15 protein-coding genes are annotated in these 15,533 nt (G+C 70.1%); 7 read left to right on the top strand and 8 right to left on the bottom strand.

Features of this window, described 5'->3' with window-relative positions:
- Positions 1–52: 52 nt before the first annotated feature.
- Complete coding sequence (locus ACGFNK_RS11065; protein WP_393414187.1) at positions 53–808, bottom strand: PepSY domain-containing protein; 756 nt, start codon at positions 806–808, stop codon at positions 53–55.
- A gap of 126 nt (positions 809–934) precedes the next feature.
- On the opposite strand from ACGFNK_RS11065, the gene ACGFNK_RS11060 reads away from it, so the two are divergent.
- Positions 935–1,600, top strand: a complete 666-nt coding sequence (locus tag ACGFNK_RS11060; RefSeq protein ID WP_386354094.1) for a response regulator transcription factor — start codon at positions 935–937, stop codon at positions 1,598–1,600.
- Complete coding sequence (locus tag ACGFNK_RS11055; protein ID WP_393414184.1) at positions 1,597–3,051, top strand: ATP-binding protein; 1,455 nt, start codon at positions 1,597–1,599, stop codon at positions 3,049–3,051. Before ACGFNK_RS11060 ends, ACGFNK_RS11055 begins: the two co-directional genes overlap by 4 nt.
- A gap of 10 nt (positions 3,052–3,061) precedes the next feature.
- Here ACGFNK_RS11055 and ACGFNK_RS11050 read toward each other — a convergent pair whose 3' ends face one another.
- The 4 genes from ACGFNK_RS11050 to ACGFNK_RS11035 form a co-directional block, all read right to left on the bottom strand.
- A complete protein-coding gene (locus tag ACGFNK_RS11050; protein ID WP_393414181.1) occupies positions 3,062–3,538 on the bottom strand; it encodes a MarR family winged helix-turn-helix transcriptional regulator in 477 nt (158 codons plus the stop codon).
- A 98-nt stretch (positions 3,539–3,636) separates the two neighbouring features.
- The gene (locus tag ACGFNK_RS11045) at positions 3,637–4,428 is read right to left on the bottom strand and encodes an AIM24 family protein (protein ID WP_388686092.1); all 792 of its coding nucleotides are present in this window, start codon (positions 4,426–4,428) and stop codon (positions 3,637–3,639) included.
- Positions 4,425–5,075, bottom strand: a complete 651-nt coding sequence (locus ACGFNK_RS11040; RefSeq protein WP_393414177.1) for an AIM24 family protein — start codon at positions 5,073–5,075, stop codon at positions 4,425–4,427. Before ACGFNK_RS11040 ends, ACGFNK_RS11045 begins: the two co-directional genes overlap by 4 nt.
- Positions 5,075–5,707, bottom strand: coding sequence for an AIM24 family protein (locus ACGFNK_RS11035; RefSeq protein ID WP_386354102.1), 633 nt, complete (start codon positions 5,705–5,707; stop codon positions 5,075–5,077). Before ACGFNK_RS11035 ends, ACGFNK_RS11040 begins: the two co-directional genes overlap by 1 nt.
- A gap of 244 nt (positions 5,708–5,951) precedes the next feature.
- Between ACGFNK_RS11035 and ACGFNK_RS11030 the strand changes: the two genes are divergently transcribed.
- Entirely contained in the window at positions 5,952–6,296 is a 345-nt protein-coding gene (locus ACGFNK_RS11030; RefSeq protein ID WP_386354084.1) for a DUF3817 domain-containing protein, read from the top strand.
- The gene (locus ACGFNK_RS11025; protein ID WP_393414174.1) at positions 6,293–6,586 is read left to right on the top strand and encodes an MTH1187 family thiamine-binding protein; all 294 of its coding nucleotides are present in this window, start codon (positions 6,293–6,295) and stop codon (positions 6,584–6,586) included. Before ACGFNK_RS11030 ends, ACGFNK_RS11025 begins: the two co-directional genes overlap by 4 nt.
- 42 nt (positions 6,587–6,628) lie before the next feature.
- On the opposite strand, the gene ACGFNK_RS11020 is transcribed toward ACGFNK_RS11025, so the two are convergent.
- From ACGFNK_RS11020 to ACGFNK_RS11010, 3 genes are all read right to left on the bottom strand, one after another.
- Positions 6,629–7,309: a DUF4389 domain-containing protein gene (locus ACGFNK_RS11020; protein WP_393414171.1), complete on the bottom strand. Its 681-nt coding sequence runs from the start codon at positions 7,307–7,309 to the stop codon at positions 6,629–6,631.
- A gap of 140 nt (positions 7,310–7,449) precedes the next feature.
- Complete coding sequence (gene meaB / locus ACGFNK_RS11015) at positions 7,450–8,406, bottom strand: methylmalonyl Co-A mutase-associated GTPase MeaB (RefSeq protein ID WP_388686099.1); 957 nt, start codon at positions 8,404–8,406, stop codon at positions 7,450–7,452.
- Between the two features lie 61 nt (positions 8,407–8,467).
- On the bottom strand, positions 8,468–9,670 hold the full coding sequence (locus ACGFNK_RS11010; RefSeq protein ID WP_386354076.1) for an acetyl-CoA C-acetyltransferase: 1,203 nt from the start codon (positions 9,668–9,670) through the stop codon (positions 8,468–8,470).
- Positions 9,671–9,816: 146 nt separating this feature from the next.
- Here ACGFNK_RS11010 and mce point away from each other — a divergent pair, with 146 nt between their 5' ends.
- The 3 genes from mce to ACGFNK_RS10995 all read left to right on the top strand — a co-directional run bounded on the left by mce (position 9,817) and on the right by ACGFNK_RS10995 (position 15,460).
- Complete coding sequence (gene mce / locus ACGFNK_RS11005; protein WP_386354074.1) at positions 9,817–10,281, top strand: methylmalonyl-CoA epimerase; 465 nt, start codon at positions 9,817–9,819, stop codon at positions 10,279–10,281.
- A 297-nt stretch (positions 10,282–10,578) separates the two neighbouring features.
- Positions 10,579–14,340: a polarized growth protein Scy gene (gene scy / locus ACGFNK_RS11000; protein ID WP_393414166.1), complete on the top strand. Its 3,762-nt coding sequence runs from the start codon at positions 10,579–10,581 to the stop codon at positions 14,338–14,340.
- A 184-nt stretch (positions 14,341–14,524) separates the two neighbouring features.
- Positions 14,525–15,460, top strand: coding sequence for a cellulose-binding protein (locus ACGFNK_RS10995; RefSeq protein ID WP_165340636.1), 936 nt, complete (start codon positions 14,525–14,527; stop codon positions 15,458–15,460).
- The last annotated feature ends 73 nt before the right edge of the window (positions 15,461–15,533 follow it).

Below are 15,533 nucleotides of genomic sequence, written 5' to 3'. Positions count from 1 at the left end.
GACGGGTAGGGGCGGCGGGGGCGAAAACCCTCCCCGCACACCCCGAGCGCGCTCAGCCGTCCGAGCCGTCGTCGTCCGCGTCATCGTCGGCGGAGTCCTGGTCGGCGGACTTGTCCGCCGTGACCTGGGCCGTCTTCAGGTCGACGTTCCACTCGCGCTCCGCGCCGCCCGAGGCGCGCGTCTCGGCGTCCCAGGCCTTGGACTTGCCGTCCTCGTCCAGGTCGACCGACGTGACCGTGCCCTCCGCGGCAGCGGCCTTCGCGGCCTCCTCGGCCGAGACGGACGCAGCCTTCAGCGCCGCCCGTACCTGCGCGGTGTCGTCGCCGTCCTCGTGCTCGACGTGCGAGCCGAGGACCTTGCCGGTGGCCGGGTCTATCTGGATGCTGTGCCAAGTGCTGCCCTTGGTAAGGACGTCGACGTCCCAGACCACGGGGCCGCCGTCGTCCTCGTCGTCCAGCCCGGCGGAGACCGCGGTGCCCGGCGTGTTGCGGAGGGCGGCCCCGATGGCCTCGGCCGCCGTGACCTTGCCGGACGCGCCCTGTGCGGCGTCGCCTCCGGTCCGGCTGTCGTCGGCCTGGCTGCCCCCGTTGTCACGCTCGTCGTCGCGGGCGTCGTCGCGGGCGTCGTCCTTGTCGTTGGCGTCGTCCTTGTCGTCGGCGTCATCGTCACGGTTGTCGCCGGCCGGCCGTACGCTCGACGGCTGCGTCGTCCCCGACCCGTCGTCGCTCGTGACCGCGAGAGCCGTCGCCGTACCGCCTCCGACGAGGGCCGCGGCAGCGATGCTGGCGATGACGATGTTGCGCTTCATGGGGTTTCCTCCCGAGTTGGTCTGCTACGCCGTGTTTCGACGTGAACCAATCTGACGGAAGCACGCTGAAGCGAAGCTGAAGCACCCTGAAGACCACTTCAGGTTCGCCCTGCGAAGCTGGACCCCATGCGCCTGTTGATCGTGGAAGACGAAAAGCGGCTGGCCCTGTCCCTCGCCAAGGGCCTGACGGCCGAGGGCTTCGCCGTGGACGTCGTCCATGACGGCCGGGAGGGCCTGCACCAGGCCGGCGAGGGCTCGTACGACCTCGTCATCCTCGACATCATGCTGCCCGGCATGAACGGGTACCGGGTGTGCGCCGCCCTGCGCGCTGCCGGTCACGACGTGCCCATCCTCATGCTCACCGCCAAGGACGGCGAGTACGACGAGGCGGAGGGCCTCGACACGGGAGCCGACGACTACCTCACCAAGCCGTTCTCGTACGTCGTCCTGGTGGCCCGCGTGAAGGCGCTGCTCCGTCGGCGCGGATCCGCGGGCGCGTCGCCCGTGCATGTGATCGGTGAGTTCAAGGTCGACACCGCCGCGCGGCGCGTTCTCCGAGGCGAGGAGGAAGAAATCGCCCTGACCGCGAAGGAGTTTGCGGTCCTCGAGCAGCTCGTGGTGCGGGCCGGCGAAGTCGTCTCCAAGGCGGAGATCCTGGAGCACGTCTGGGACTTCGCCTACGAGGGCGACCCCAACATCGTCGAGGTGTACATCAGCACCCTGCGCCGCAAGCTCGGCGCCTCGCTGATCCGGACCGTACGCGGCGCCGGTTACCGCCTGGAGGCGAGATGAGGCGCGTCCTGGGCTCCATACGGGCTCGGGCGACGCTCGCGGCGACTCTCGTGGTCGCCGTCGCGCTGGTCGCGGCGGGAGCGGCCGTACTGCTGTCCCTGCGCTCCAACCTCATCGACCAGACCGACGCGCAGGCGGACGGCGCGGCCCGGCAGGTCGCCTCGGAGCTCGCCGCCGACATCCCGTACGCGAAGGTGGAGATGCCGGACGCGGACGACGACCGGCCGGTGCAGATCGTCGAGAAGGGTGGCCGGCTGGTCGCGGTCAGCGAGGACCTGGAGCAGGTCACCGGTACAGGAGTCGAGGCCGTACGTCCGCAAGGCGGTTCCGGCACTGGCGGTTCCGGCACTGGCGGTTCCGGCACTGGCGAGGACGGGGACGACGATCAGGACGAGGACGGTCACGATCCCGCGGTCGGGGAGATCTCCGAGGGCGTCTCGAAGGGGTCGGGCAGCGCCACCGTGGACGGGAGCACCGAGGACTACCGGTTCGTCGCGGTCGAGGCGACCACTCCCGAGGACGTCACGTACACCGTGTACGCGGGAGCCCCCCTGCACACCGAAGAGAGCGCCGTCGACACGGCGTTGACGACCATGCTGATCGGGCTGCCGCTACTGCTGCTGACCGTGAGCGGCGTGACCTATCTCGTCACTCGGCGGGCCCTGCGTCCGGTCGAGGGCATCCGCGGCGAGATGGACGCCATCACTCACTCCGAGGACCTCTCGCGGCGCGTCCCCGTACCGGACACTCATGACGAGGTCGCACGCCTCGCGCGTACGACCAATGAGACGCTCGCCGCGCTGGAGACCTCTGTGGAGCGGCAGCGGAGGTTCGTCGCGGACGCCTCGCACGAGCTGCGCAGTCCCATCGCGTCCCTGCGCACCCAGCTCGAAGTGGGCGTCGCGCACCCGGAGTTGCTCGATGTGAAGGGGGCGGTCGAGGACACCGTACGACTGCAACGGCTGGCCGCCGACCTGTTGCTGCTCGCCCGGCTGGACGCTGGAGAGCGGCCCACGGACGCGCGGTTCGACCTGGCGGCGTTCGTCCGCGAGGAGGCGTCCCAGCGGAACGGTGACCGTATCGCCGTGACCGTCGACGCCGAGGCCGTCCAGGTGGCGGGTTCCCGCGGACAGTTGGCGCGGGTCCTGGGCAATCTGCTGGACAACGCCCAGCGGCACACGCGCTCGTCGGTCACGGTGACCGTGCGGCGCGAGGGCGGGCAGGCGGTGCTGGCGGTCGCCGACGACGGCAAGGGCGTGCCCGCCGCCGAACGCGAGCGGGTCTTCGAACGCTTCGTACGCCTCGACGAGGCCCGCGCCCGTGACGACGGCGGAGCCGGTCTCGGCCTCGCCATCGCCCGCGACGTCGCCGTACGACACGGTGGATCACTCACCGTCCACGAGGCGCCGTCAGGCGGAGCCCAGTTCGAACTCCGCCTGACGACCAGCTAGCGCTCGGGCGTCAGGGTCGCCCCCGCTGCCCCCGCAGATGCCCCGCGATCGGCGTCAGGGACTTGTGGAGCGCTTCCAGTTCCTCGGCCGGGATGAGGTCGATGAAGTGCCGCCGCACAGACGCCACATGATGAGGCGCGACCTTCTTCATCGTTTCCATGCCGTGGTCCGTGAGCACGGCGTACAGCCCACGGCGGTCGGACTCGCAGTTCTCCCGCCGCACCAGGTCCGCGTTCTCCATACGCGTGATCTGGTGCGAGAGGCGGCTCTTGGACTGGAGGGTGGCGGACGCGAGATCGCTCATCCGCATCCGCAGGCCCTCCGACTCCGAGAGGTTCACCAGGATCTCGTAGTCGTTCATTGTCAGGCCGAACGGCTGGAGGTCCCTTTCGAGCTGGTACGTCAACAGTCTGTTGACCTCCAAGTGAGTGCGCCAGGCGCACTGCTCCGCATCGGTCAGCCAGGGCGTGGCCGTCTCGGTCTCCATGAATGGATTCTACCTAAGATGTTGAATGGCGAACTGTGAGGGTTTTTGTCGTTGTGACGGTGCGCACGCGTTCGATGTCACACTCCGCAGACTACCGCTCACAGCCCGAAGCGACGCTGAAGGTCTCCCAGCTGTCCGGGAAGGCGCGGTGATCCGGACGGCTGCCCACCGGGCGCCCCGCCGCCACCGGGCACGCCCGGCTCGTTCGGAGTCACCCCCATGGCCTGCTCCGCCATCAGCGTCTCGCTGGACTGCAACAACACCGTGCCGGCGCCCACGAACTCGAACTGATGCTCCTCTCCGGAGGCCCCGCCCACGCCCGTGAGCGCACGCAGACCGCCCATCAGGCCCGTCATGTACCCGTGGTCGTAGTGATGGCACGGCGAGGGGCAGTCGGCCCAGCCGACCAGGGCCTGGGGATCGACCCGGATGGGCGGCTCCATGAACACCACCGGACCGTTCGAGGCGGCCACGAACTTGCCCGTCCCGATCAGCGTCAGAAAGCCCGGCACGATCGACTGCTTGAGCGCGAGAGTTGGCTGAAAAGCTAGGAGGTTGCCTGAGCGAATGGTCAGGTTGCCCTCGTCCAGATCGTACGAATTCACGTCGAAGGCCCGGTCGGCGAGCAGCATCTTGCCCGAGCCGGAGGCCACCACCCAGTCGCTGGCGTGCAACGGCGAATGGAACGACGTACGCACCAGACGGTCGAGGCGGCCGTGCCCGATGCCGTTGAACTCCATCGAGCCGTAGTAGGCGATCATCTTGCCCTTCTGCAGGAACCACTCGCTCCCCTTGAGCTCCACGCAGAAGGTGTAGTTGTTGATGTTGTCGTCGGACGGCAGCGTCATCGGGTCGTGGATCACGGGGCCCGTCCCCGGGTAGGCGGTCACAGCTTTTCCTCCGAGGCCTGGACGAACACCGCGCCGTTGCCGCTCAGCTCCAGCTGGAACGCCTCGCCCGAGCCGCGGCCCACCATGTCGCGCCAGCCGAGCGCGGTCGACAGCTTGTTGCGTACGTCGCCGTGATGCGCCACGTACGCCTGCGGGTCGACGTGGACGGGGCGCTGCGGAGTGATCGGCACCTCGATGATCCCGCCGTGCGCCATGACGGCCACCGCGCCGTGGCCCTTCAGGGTCGTCGTGAACAGCCCCTGACCGGTGATCTGCCCACGCACCATGCCCATGACCCCGCCCTGCGAGCCCATGAACATCGTGCCCTGCTCCAGTGTCCCGTCGAAGGCCAGCAGCCGGTCCGCCTCCACGAACAAGGTGTCGCCTGTGAGGTTGATCACCTCGATGTGGTGGCCGCCGTGCCCGAACAGGACCGTTCCGGAGCCCTCCACGGTCATCAGCGGCGTCGCCTCGTTCGCGACCCGGCGGCCGATCATCGACATGACCCCGCCCTGGCCGCCCTGCATGTTCGGGGTGAAGGAGACCTCGCCCTTGTAGGCGAGCATCGCGCCGCGCTGGCTGAACAGCCGCTGGCCCGGCGCGACCGTGGCCTCGATCATCTTCGAGTTGACCTCGCGAAAGGGCATCAGACCTCCCCTCCGATCGTGTTGCGCTCGCTGGGCTGTACGTAGACGAGCCCGTCGCCCTCGAAGCGGATCTGGAAGGCCTCGCCGCCGCCTTCGCCCATGAACGTGCGGAAGGTCACACCCGACTGGAACGACTGCCGCAGATTGCCCTGGTGCGCGATGTACGCCCCCGGGTCGACCGTGAGCGGGTACTGCGAGCTCACCCGGAGCACCACCGCCGGCCCGTCGGACATGATCGCGGCCTGGCCGTGGCCCTCGATGGTCGTCGTGAACAGGCCGTTGCCCTGCGAGGCGCCGCGCATCCCCGTGAAGCTCGTGCCCGTGCGCAGCCCGGAGTCCGTCGCGAGCAGATTGCTCGACTCGACGAAGAGCTTGTCGCCCTGGAGGCCGACGAGGTTGATCTCGCTGGCCCGGTCCGCGAACCAGCAGGTCCCGTGCCCCTTCACCTCCATCAGCGTCATCTGCTCGCCGGTGAGGCGCCGGGTCACCATCCCCCGTATCCCCTCCCCACCGCCGCTCAGCTTCTTGAAGTCCATCTGTCCGTCGTACGCCACCATCGAGCCGTTCTTCGCCTTGACGGCGTCGCCGGTCATGTCGACGGCCAGCACCTTGCTGCCCTGGAGTCGGAACATCGCCACGGTGTGAAGGTAGCCGCCGGGCGCGGCCGGTGACAGATCCTGCGGGATGATCCGACCCTGAGCGCACCCTGATCCCACCGCTGGGGGACGTGTGCGGGACCCGTGGTCAAAACCTGAAAGCGGTTCGGCACCCCACGCCGGTCGGCGTCAGCGTCGGATGCCACAATGGGGGCCGCTTGTGCGTACGTTCACAAAGCGTCTGCCCCTCTGACCCCACCTCTGCCATCGAAGGTGACTCGTGGACATCAAGACCGCCTCCGCCCTCCGCCGCCTGCGTCTGGTCTCCGCCCCCGAGGCGATCTCGTTCCTGCTGCTGCTCGTCTGCTCGGTGCTGAAGCGGACCACGGACTTCAACGCGGTGCCCGTGATGGGCGCGGTCCACGGTGTCCTCTTCATCCTGTACGTGCTGTTCTGGGCCGACGCGTGGAACCGTACGAAGTGGTCCGTGAAGACGGCGGCCGTGTACTTCGTCCTCTCCGTCCTCCCGGCCGGCGGCTTCTTCGCCGAGCGCAAGCTCAAGCGCGAGGCCGAGAACGCTGTCATCGCGTCGCGCGCCCGCCAGGAAGGGATCGTCAACGCATGATCGTCGCCTTCTCCGTGACGCCGCTGGGCGTCGGCGAGGACGTTGGGGAGTACGTCGCCGACGCTGTGCGGGTCGTGCGTGAGTCGGGGCTGCCGAACCGCACCGACGCGATGTTCACGTCCGTCGAGGGCGAGTGGGACGAGGTGATGGACGTCGTCAAGCGCGCCGTCGCGGTGGTCGAGGAGCGCGCACCGCGCGTCTCCCTCGTCCTCAAGGCGGACATTCGCCCTGGCGTGACGGACGGCCTGACGTCGAAGGTGGAGACGGTGGAGCGGCACCTGTCCGCCTGAGGGACTCTTCTCCGGCCCACAGACAGATCCGCGCCAAAGGGGTCATTTCCCCGAGCCGGCCGCCGGGATCTTGGCCGCCGCCGGATGCTGCCCGCCCATGTCGAGCCGGAACGGCGGGTACTCGTCGGTCATCAACGCGGCATAGGCCGTCACCCGGGCAACCCAGCGGGCCAGGCCGAGCAGGAAGTCGAAGAGGTGCCCCGGGTAGCGGGCGGTGAACGCAAGGATGACCACCGCGACCAGGGAGAGGAACGGCATCAGGCCACCGCCCTGCCAGCCCTGCTCTCCCCCGCCCCATCCGCCGGCGAAGAACCCGACGACGATGTACTGCGGGATCGCCAGCAGCCACCACTTCACCAGGACCAGACCGCGGGAGAGCCGCTCGGGGTAGACGACGTCGAAATGCGCCGGATAGTCGGGTACGTCCGCGAGAGTGAACGGCGGGTACCGGTCGGTGCCGAGGGCCGTGTGGGCGTAATAGGTCACACGCCAGTTCCAGCGCAGTACCCCGACGTTGAAGTCGAAGAGGGCTCGCGGGTACCGGGCGGTGAACAGGATGGCGAAGAACGCGACGATGGTCACCAGCAGGAACGCCAGCCACAGGAAGAACAGCACGATGTAGTGCGGGATGGCGAGGAACCACTTCACCAGCCACAGCCATCTGGACAGCCGGGGATCGAGCGACGCTTCGAGACGGACAGGCGACACGGGGGCGGGGATCACGTGGCGCAGCTCCTTCCGGTCCCCCCGGCCGAGATGATCACCATCAGGAACTCAGGCTCGCACGCGGTGCGGAAGGCTGCGACTCGTGGACGCCACCCCGGGTAGGAGCAGCCGGGGGCGAAAACCCTCCCCCCTGCCCCTCAGCCCTCCGTGATCCCCGCCACCAGCTCGTCCGCCGCCCGGTACGGGTCGAGCTGCCCCGCCACTATCCGCTCAGCGAGAGCGCCGAGGCGGCGGTCGCCGTGCAGATCCCCGATCCGCTCCCGGAGTGCCGTGACCGCGATCGTCTCGACCTCGTGTGCCGCACGGGCGAGGCGGCGTTCGGCGAGGACGCCGTGCTCCTCCATCCAGGCGCGGTGCTTTTCCAGGGCCTCGACGACCTCGTCGATGCCCTCCCCCCGCGCGGCGACCGTCTTGACGATCGGAGGGCGCCAGTCGCCGGGGGCGCGGGATTCGCCCAGGCCGAGCATGTGGTTCAGTTCGCGTGCCGTGGCGTCCGCGCCGTCGCGGTCGGCCTTGTTCACGACGTACACGTCACCGATCTCCAGGATCCCGGCCTTCGCCGCCTGGATTCCGTCGCCCATCCCGGGGGCCAGCAGCACCACCGACGTATCGGCCTCGGAGGCGATCTCGACCTCCGACTGGCCCACGCCCACCGTCTCGACCAGGATCACGTCGCAGCCCGCCGCGTCCAGTACCCGGATCGCCTGGGGCGCCGCCCAGGCGAGTCCGCCGAGGTGGCCGCGGGTGGCCATGGAACGGATGTAGACACCGGAGTCGGAGGCGTGCTCCGACATCCGTACGCGGTCGCCGAGCAGCGCGCCGCCGGAGAAGGGGGAGGACGGGTCGACGGCGAGGACGCCGACCCGCTTGCCCTGCCGCCGGTACGCGGTCACGAGCGCGGACGTGGACGTGGACTTGCCCACGCCCGGCGACCCCGTGAGCCCGACGACATACGCGTTCCCGGCGAGCGGTGCCAGGGCCGCCATGACCTCGCGGAGCTGCTCGGACGCCCCCTCCACCAGGGAGATCAGCCTGGCCACGGCCCGCGGCCGGCCTTCCCTGGCCTGGGCCACCAGTGTGGGGACGTCCTGCATCACAGCTCCGATCTGATCTGTTCTTGTGTCAATTTGTTCCCCGCAGGAGCCAAAAGACGACTCAGCCCTTGGGTACCCGCACGATCAGCGCGTCACCCTGACCGCCACCGCCGCACAGCGCCGCCGCGCCCACGCCGCCGCCCCGCCGCTTCAGTTCCAGGGCGAGGTGGAGTACGAGACGGGCACCGGACATGCCGATCGGGTGGCCGAGGGCGATCGCGCCGCCGTTGACATTCACCTTTTCCGTGGACACCCCGAGGTCCTTCATTGACTGGACCGCCACGGCCGCGAAGGCTTCGTTGATCTCGATGAGGTCGAGGTCCGAGACGTCCAGGCCGTCCTTCTTGAGGGCGTGCTGGATGGCGTTCGAGGGCTGGGACTGGAGGGAGTTGTCGGGGCCGGCCACATTCCCGTGGGCGCCGATCTCCGCGAGCCACTCGAGGCCCAGCTCCTGCGCCTTGGCCTTGCTCATGACGACTACGGCTGCCGCGCCGTCGGAGATCTGCGAGGCCGAACCGGCCGTGATCGTCCCGTCCTTGGTGAACGCCGGGCGCAGCTTGCCCAGCGACTCGGCGGTCGTCTCGCCGCGGATGCCCTCGTCCTTGCTGAAGACGACGGGGTCACCCTTGCGCTGCGGAATCTCGACGGGGGTGATCTCGGCGTCGAAGACGCCGTTCTTCTGGGCGGCGGCGGCCCGCTGGTGCGAGAGGGCGGCGATCTCGTCCTGTTCCGGACGGGCGATGCCCAGGCGGGTGTTGTGCTTTTCGGTCGACTCGCCCATGGCGATGTTCTCGAAGGCGTCCGTCAGACCGTCGTACGCCATCGCGTCGAGCATCTCGATCGCGCCGTACTTGAAGCCCTCGCGGGACTTCGGCAGCAGATGCGGCGCGTTCGTCATGGACTCCTGGCCGCCGGCCACGATCACGTCGAACTCACCGGCCCGGATCAGCTGGTCCGCGAGCGCGATGGCGTCCAGGCCCGAGAGACAGACCTTGTTGACGGTGAGCGCCGGGACGCTCATCGGGATGCCCGCCTTGACCGCGGCCTGCCGCGCCGGGATCTGCCCCGCCCCGGCCTGCAGAACCTGGCCCATGATCACGTACTGCACCTGATCGCCACTGATCCCCGCACGGTCCAGGGCGGCCTTGATCGCGAATCCACCGAGGTCGGCTCCCGAGAACGACTTCAGGGAGCCGAGCAGCCGTCCCATCGGGGTGCGGGCTCCCGCGACGATCACGGAGGTGGTGCTGTTCGTTCCAGACATGAGGAGCGATCCCCTTCCAGCTTGCACAGCTGAGGAGTGAACGAGGGTTTACTAAAATGTACTGAGCGGTAGGCCCCCCGTCATCCGGGAGAGCGTGTGATCGCGCGCACGTTGCGTAACCGCGTGGGGCGCGCTGCACTAACACCATGCTGACGCGAATCGACCACATCGGGATCGCCTGTTTCGACCTGGACAAGACCGTCGAGTTCTACCGTGCCACGTACGGCTTCGAGGTCTTCCACTCCGAGGTCAACGAAGAGCAGGGCGTACGCGAGGCCATGCTCAAGATCAACGAGACTTCCGACGGCGGCGCCTCCTATCTCCAGCTCCTGGAGCCGACCCGTGAGGACTCCACCGTCGCGAAATGGCTGGCCAAGAACGGCGAGGGCGTGCATCACATCGCCTTCGGCACGGCGGACGTCGACGCAGAGGCGGCCGACATCAAGGACAAGGGCGTACGCGTGCTCTATGAGGAGCCGCGCAGGGGGTCGATGGGGTCGCGCATCACCTTCCTGCACCCCAAGGACTGCCACGGCGTACTGACGGAACTCGTCACCTCCGCGTCCGCCGAGTCCACTGGTGAGGCGGCCGTTGAGTCGACCGGGCACTGAAGTCCGTACTCCATGGTCTGGGGACTTTCCGTCGGCCGCTGTGCCTCGGACCCCGGACCCCCGGCCGGAAAAGCCGGTTGGCCAGGCACCTGGGTCGATCGGGCCCGGTAGGGTTGGTCGCGGTCGTCGCTCCGTGAGGGCGGCCGCGGGCCGGGGTCCGGGTTTCGGGGGACGAGCGTCGGGGCAGCAGCCCATGCTCCGCCGTTGATCTGACACCATTCCCCGGGGGCCCCGTTCGGCGGATGGACGGAGCTCGTTTGGAGAGACTTGCGACCAGGGGACGGATGGGACCGCGCAGTGCGGGGCTACGAACGCCAGGAGCGAGAGCCGGCGGCTGACGTCGACCACCTCTCTCGGTTCGAGGCCGAGATGGAACGGCTGAAGACCGAGCGGGAGAAGGCCGTCCAGCACGCCGAGGACCTCGGCTATCAAGTCGAGGTGCTGCGCGCCAAGTTGCACGAGGCGCGCCGCAATCTCGCGTCCCGTCCTGCCTTCGACAGCGCCGACATCGGCTACCAGGCCGAGCAGATGCTGCGTAACGCGCAGATCCAGGCCGACCAGCTGCGCATGGACGCGGAGCGGGAGCTGAGCCAGGCCCGCGCGCAGACGCAGCGGATCCTCCAGGAGCACGCCGAGCAGGCCGCCCGTCTCCAGTCCGAGCTGCACGCCGAGGCGGTGGCCCGGCGGCAGAAGCTCGACCAGGAACTGGCCGAGCGCCGGCAGACCGTCGAGTCACACGTCAACGACAACGTCGCCTGGGCCGAGCAGCTGCGCGCCCGCAGTGAGCAGCAGGCCCGTCGGCTCCTGGACGAGTCCCGTGCCGAGGCCGAACAGGCCCTGGCCGCCGCCCGCGCCGAGGCCGAACGTATCTCCTCGGAGGCCCGGCAGCGCCTGGAAGCCGACGCCGAGGCCGCCCGTGCGGAGGCCGAGGCGCTGCTGCGCCGGGCCCGTACGGACGCCGAGCGACTGCTGAACGCCGCGTCCACGCAGGCGCAGGAGGCCACCGACCACGCCGAGCAGCTGCGCAGCTCCACGACGAACGAGTCCGAGTCGGCCCGCCGTCAGGCCACCGAGCTGAGCCGGGCCGCCGAGCAGCGCATGGCGGAGGCCGAGTCCAAGCTGCGCGAGGCGCAGGCCGAGGCCGACAAGGTCCTCGCGGAGGCGAAGGAGGCCGCGGCCAAGGCCCTGTCCAGTGCCGAGTCCGCCAACGAGCAGCGCACGCGTACGGCGAAGGAGCAGGTCGCCCGGCTGGTCAGCGAGGCCACCAAGGAGGCGGAGACCACCAAGGCGGACGCCGAGCAGGTCGTCGCCGACGCCCGCCTGGAGGCGGAGAAGATCCTCGCGGAGGCCGCAGAGACGGCCCGTAGCGCGACCGCCGAGGAGACCGCCTCGCAGCTGTCCTCGGCCGCCCGTACGGCCGAGGACGTCCTGAACAAGGCGTCTGAGGACGCCAAGCAGACGACCAAGGCGGCGACCGAGGAGGCCGAGCGGATCCGCCGCGAGGCGGAGGCCGAGGCGGACCGGCTGCGGGCCGAGGCGCACGACATCGCCGAGGAGCTCAAGGGCGCGGCGAAGGACGACACCAAGGAGTACCGCGCCAAGACGGTCGAGCTGCAGGAGGAGGCGCGCCGGCTGCGCGGCGAGGCCGAGAGCCTGCGGGCCGACGCGGTCGGCGAGGGCGAGCGGATCCGGGCCGAGGCCCGGCGTGAGGCCGTCCAGCAGATCGAGGAGGCGGCCAAGACCGCCGAGGAGCTGCTGGCCAAGGCGAGGGCCGACGCCGACGAGCTGCGCTCGAACGCGACGACGGAGAGCCAGCGGCTGCGTACGGAGGCCATCGAGCGCGCCACAACGCTGCGCCGCCAGGCCGAGGACACCCTGCAGCGCACCCGCGACGAGGCCGAGCGCAATCGCGCGGAGGCCGTCGAGCTGTCCGAGACCATCAAGGAAGAGGCCGAGCGGGCCGCGCTGGAGCTGCGCGAGGAGACCGAGCGCGCCATCACGGCCCGGCAGGCCGAGGCCGCCGAGGAGCTGACCCGGCTGCGCGCGGAGGCCGAGGCGCGTCTGACCGCCGCCGAGGAGGCCCTGACCGACGCCCGTGCGGAGGCGGAGCGGATCCGCCGCGAGGCCGTCGAGGAGTCGGACCGGCTGCGCGCGGAGTCCGCCGAGCGGCTTCGCTCGATCCAGGCGCAGGCCGAGGCGGAGGCCGAGCGGCTGCGCAATGAGGCCGCCTCCGATGCCTCCGCCTCGCGGGCCGAGGGCGAGGCCATCGCCGTACGACTGCGTTCGGAGGCCTCCGCCGAGGCCGAGCGGATGAAGTCGGAGGCCCAGGACTCGGCGAACCGTGTCCGGGCGGAGGCGCAGGCCGCCGCCGAGCGACTGGCTGCCGAGGGTGCCGAGACGCTGGCCGTCGCCCAGGAGGAGGCCACCCGTCGCCGCCGCGAGGCCGAGCAGATCCTCGGGACCGCGCGCGAGGAGGCCGACCAGGAGCGGGAGCGGGCCCGCGAGCAGAGCGAGGAGCTGCTGGCCTCGGCGCGCAATCGCGTGGAGGAGGCCCAGGCCGAGGCCATGCGACTGGTCGAGGAGGCCGACCGCCGCGCCACGGAGATGGTGTCGGCCGCCGAGCAGACCGCGCAGCAGGTACGGGACTCCGTGGCCGGGCTGCACGAGCAGGCGCAGGACGAGATCTCGGGCCTGCGCAGCGCCGCCGAGCACGCGGCGGAGCGTACGCGCACGGAGGCGCAGGAAGAGGCGGACCGGGTCCGCGCCGACGCCTACGCGGAGCGGGAGCGGGCCGCCGAGGACGGCAACCGCCTCAAGCGGGAGGCCCGGGAGGAGGCGCAGGCCGCCAAGTCCCTCGCGGAGCGCACGGTTTCGGAGGCGATCGCCGAGTCCGACCGGCTCCGCACGGAGGCCCGGGAGGACGCGAACCGGCTGCGCTCGGACGCGGCGACACAGGCGGACAACCTCATCAGCGAAGCGCGCTCCGAGGCGGAGCGGCTCAGCTCGGAGACGAACACGGAGGCGGAGCGCCTTCGCGCCGAGTCCGTGGCGAAGGCCGAGAAGCTGATCTCGGACGCGACGAGCGACGCCGAGCGGCTGCGCGCCGAGGCTTCCGAGACGGTCGGCTCCGCGCAGCAGCACGCCGAGCGGCTGCGCTCCGAGGCGCAGCGGCTCAAGGCCGAGACGGAGGCGGAGGCCGAGCGCGTCAGGGCTCAGGCGCGCGAGGAGGCCGACCGCACGCTGGACGGGGCCCGCAAGGAGGCCAACAAGCGGCGTTCCGAGGCGGCCGAGCAGGTCGACAAGCTCATCCGGGAGTCGTCGGCCGAGGCGGAGAAGCTGACTGCGGAGGCCCGGCGGTCCGCGCAGAAGACGACGGCGGACGCCGAGACACAGGCCGACACGATGGTGGGCGCGGCGCGCAACGAAGCGGAGCGGCTGGTCTCCGAGGCGACCGTCGAGGGCAACTCGTATGTGGAGCGGGCCCGTACGGACGCGGACGAGCTGCTGGTCGGCGCGCGCCGGGACGCCACCGCGATCCGGGAGCGTGCGGAGGAGCTGCGCGACCGGATCACCGGCGAGATCGAGGAGCTGCACGAGCGGGCCCGCCGTGAGTCCGCCGAGGCGATGCGGTCGGCTGGCGAGCGGTGCGACGCGCTCGTGAAGGCCGCCGAGGACCAGCTGAAGGAGGCGGAGGCGAAGGCCAAGGACATGGTCTCGGAGGCCAACTCCGAGGCGGGCAAGGTCCGTATCGCCGCCGTACGCAAGGCCGAGGGGCTCCTCAAGGAGGCCGAGCAGAAGAAGTCCGCGCTCATCGCCGAGGCGGAGCAGATCCACTCCGACGCCGAGCGCGATGCGAAGCGCATGGTCGAGGAGGGCAAGCGCGAGCTCGAGGTACTGGTCCGCCGCCGCGAGGACATCAACGCGGAGATCTCCCGTGTCCAGGACGTCCTTGAGGCGTTGGAGTCCTTCGAGGCCCCGGCGAGCGGCAAAGACTCGGGCGTCAAGGCGGGCGCGGCGGCCGGTGCGACCCGTTCGGGTGGCAAGTCCTCAGAAAGCTAGCCAAAAGGGCCGGTTTCGTACTCGCTCGGAGCCTGTGACACCGTGTCCTGGGTGCGCTCCGGACCGTTAGCCATCAAAAAGGGCGTCATTCTCCATACCAAGTCTGTCTTCTGCTCGATGACGCGCCGCCTTGACCCCTAGGATTCCACCTATCACCTCACCGGTCTCATTCGACAGGAACCCCATGAGCGACACTTCCCCCTACGGCTTCGAGCTTGTGCGGCGTGGGTACGACCGCGCTCAGGTGGACGAACGCATCTCGAAGCTCGTCTCCGACCGTGACAGCGCTCTGGCCCGTATCACCGCCCTGGAAAAGCGCATCGAGGAACTCCACCTCGAGACGCAGAACGCCCAGGCCCAGGTGAACGACGCCGAGCCGTCTTACGCGGGTCTCGGCGCGCGCGTCGAGAAGATCCTCCGCCTCGCCGAGGAGGAGGCGAAGGATCTGCGCGAGGAGGCCCGTCGCGCGGCCGAGCAGCACCGCGAGCTCGCCGAGTCCGCCGCCCAGCAGGTGCGCAACGACGCCGAGGCGTTCTCTGCCGACCGCAAGGCCAAGGCAGAGGACGAGGGCGTCCGGATCGTCGAGAAGGCCAAGAGCGACGCCTCGCAGCTGCGTGCCGAGGCGCAGAAGGACGCGGCGTCCAAGCGCGAGGAGGCGGACGCCCTCTTCGAGGAGACCCGTGCCAAGGCCGCACAGGCAGCCGCCGACTTCGAGACGAACCTCGCCAAGCGGCGCGAGCAGTCCGAGCGCGACCTGGCCTCGCGTCAGGCCAAGGCCGAAAAGCGCCTCGCGGAGATCGAGCACCGCGCGGAGCAGCTGCGCCTGGAGGCGGAGAAGCTGCGTACGGACGCGGAGCGCCGGGCCCGTCAGACGGTCGAGACGGCTCAGCGGCAGGCCGAGGACATCGTGGCCGACGCGAACGCCAAGGCCGACCGGATCCGGTCGGAATCCGAGCGCGAGCTTGCGGCTCTCACGAACCGCCGCGACTCGATCAACGCTCAGCTGACGAACGTTCGCGAGATGCTGGCGACGCTCACCGGTGCGGCGGTCGCTGCCGCGGGCACGCCGGAGCAGGACGAGCCGATCTCTCGTGGGGTTCCGGCTCAGCAGTCTCGGTAAGTTCGGTTTGTGGGTGGTCTGCGGGTCCGCCGTCGCTGGTCGCTCCCCCACTCTCGGCTTCGCTCGAGAGGGG

It is taken from the genome of Streptomyces sp. NPDC048825, from assembly GCF_043198355.1.
Taxonomy (GTDB): domain Bacteria; phylum Actinomycetota; class Actinomycetes; order Streptomycetales; family Streptomycetaceae; genus Streptomyces; species Streptomyces xiangluensis.
This window is presented reverse-complemented; position numbering and strand designations above follow the sequence as displayed.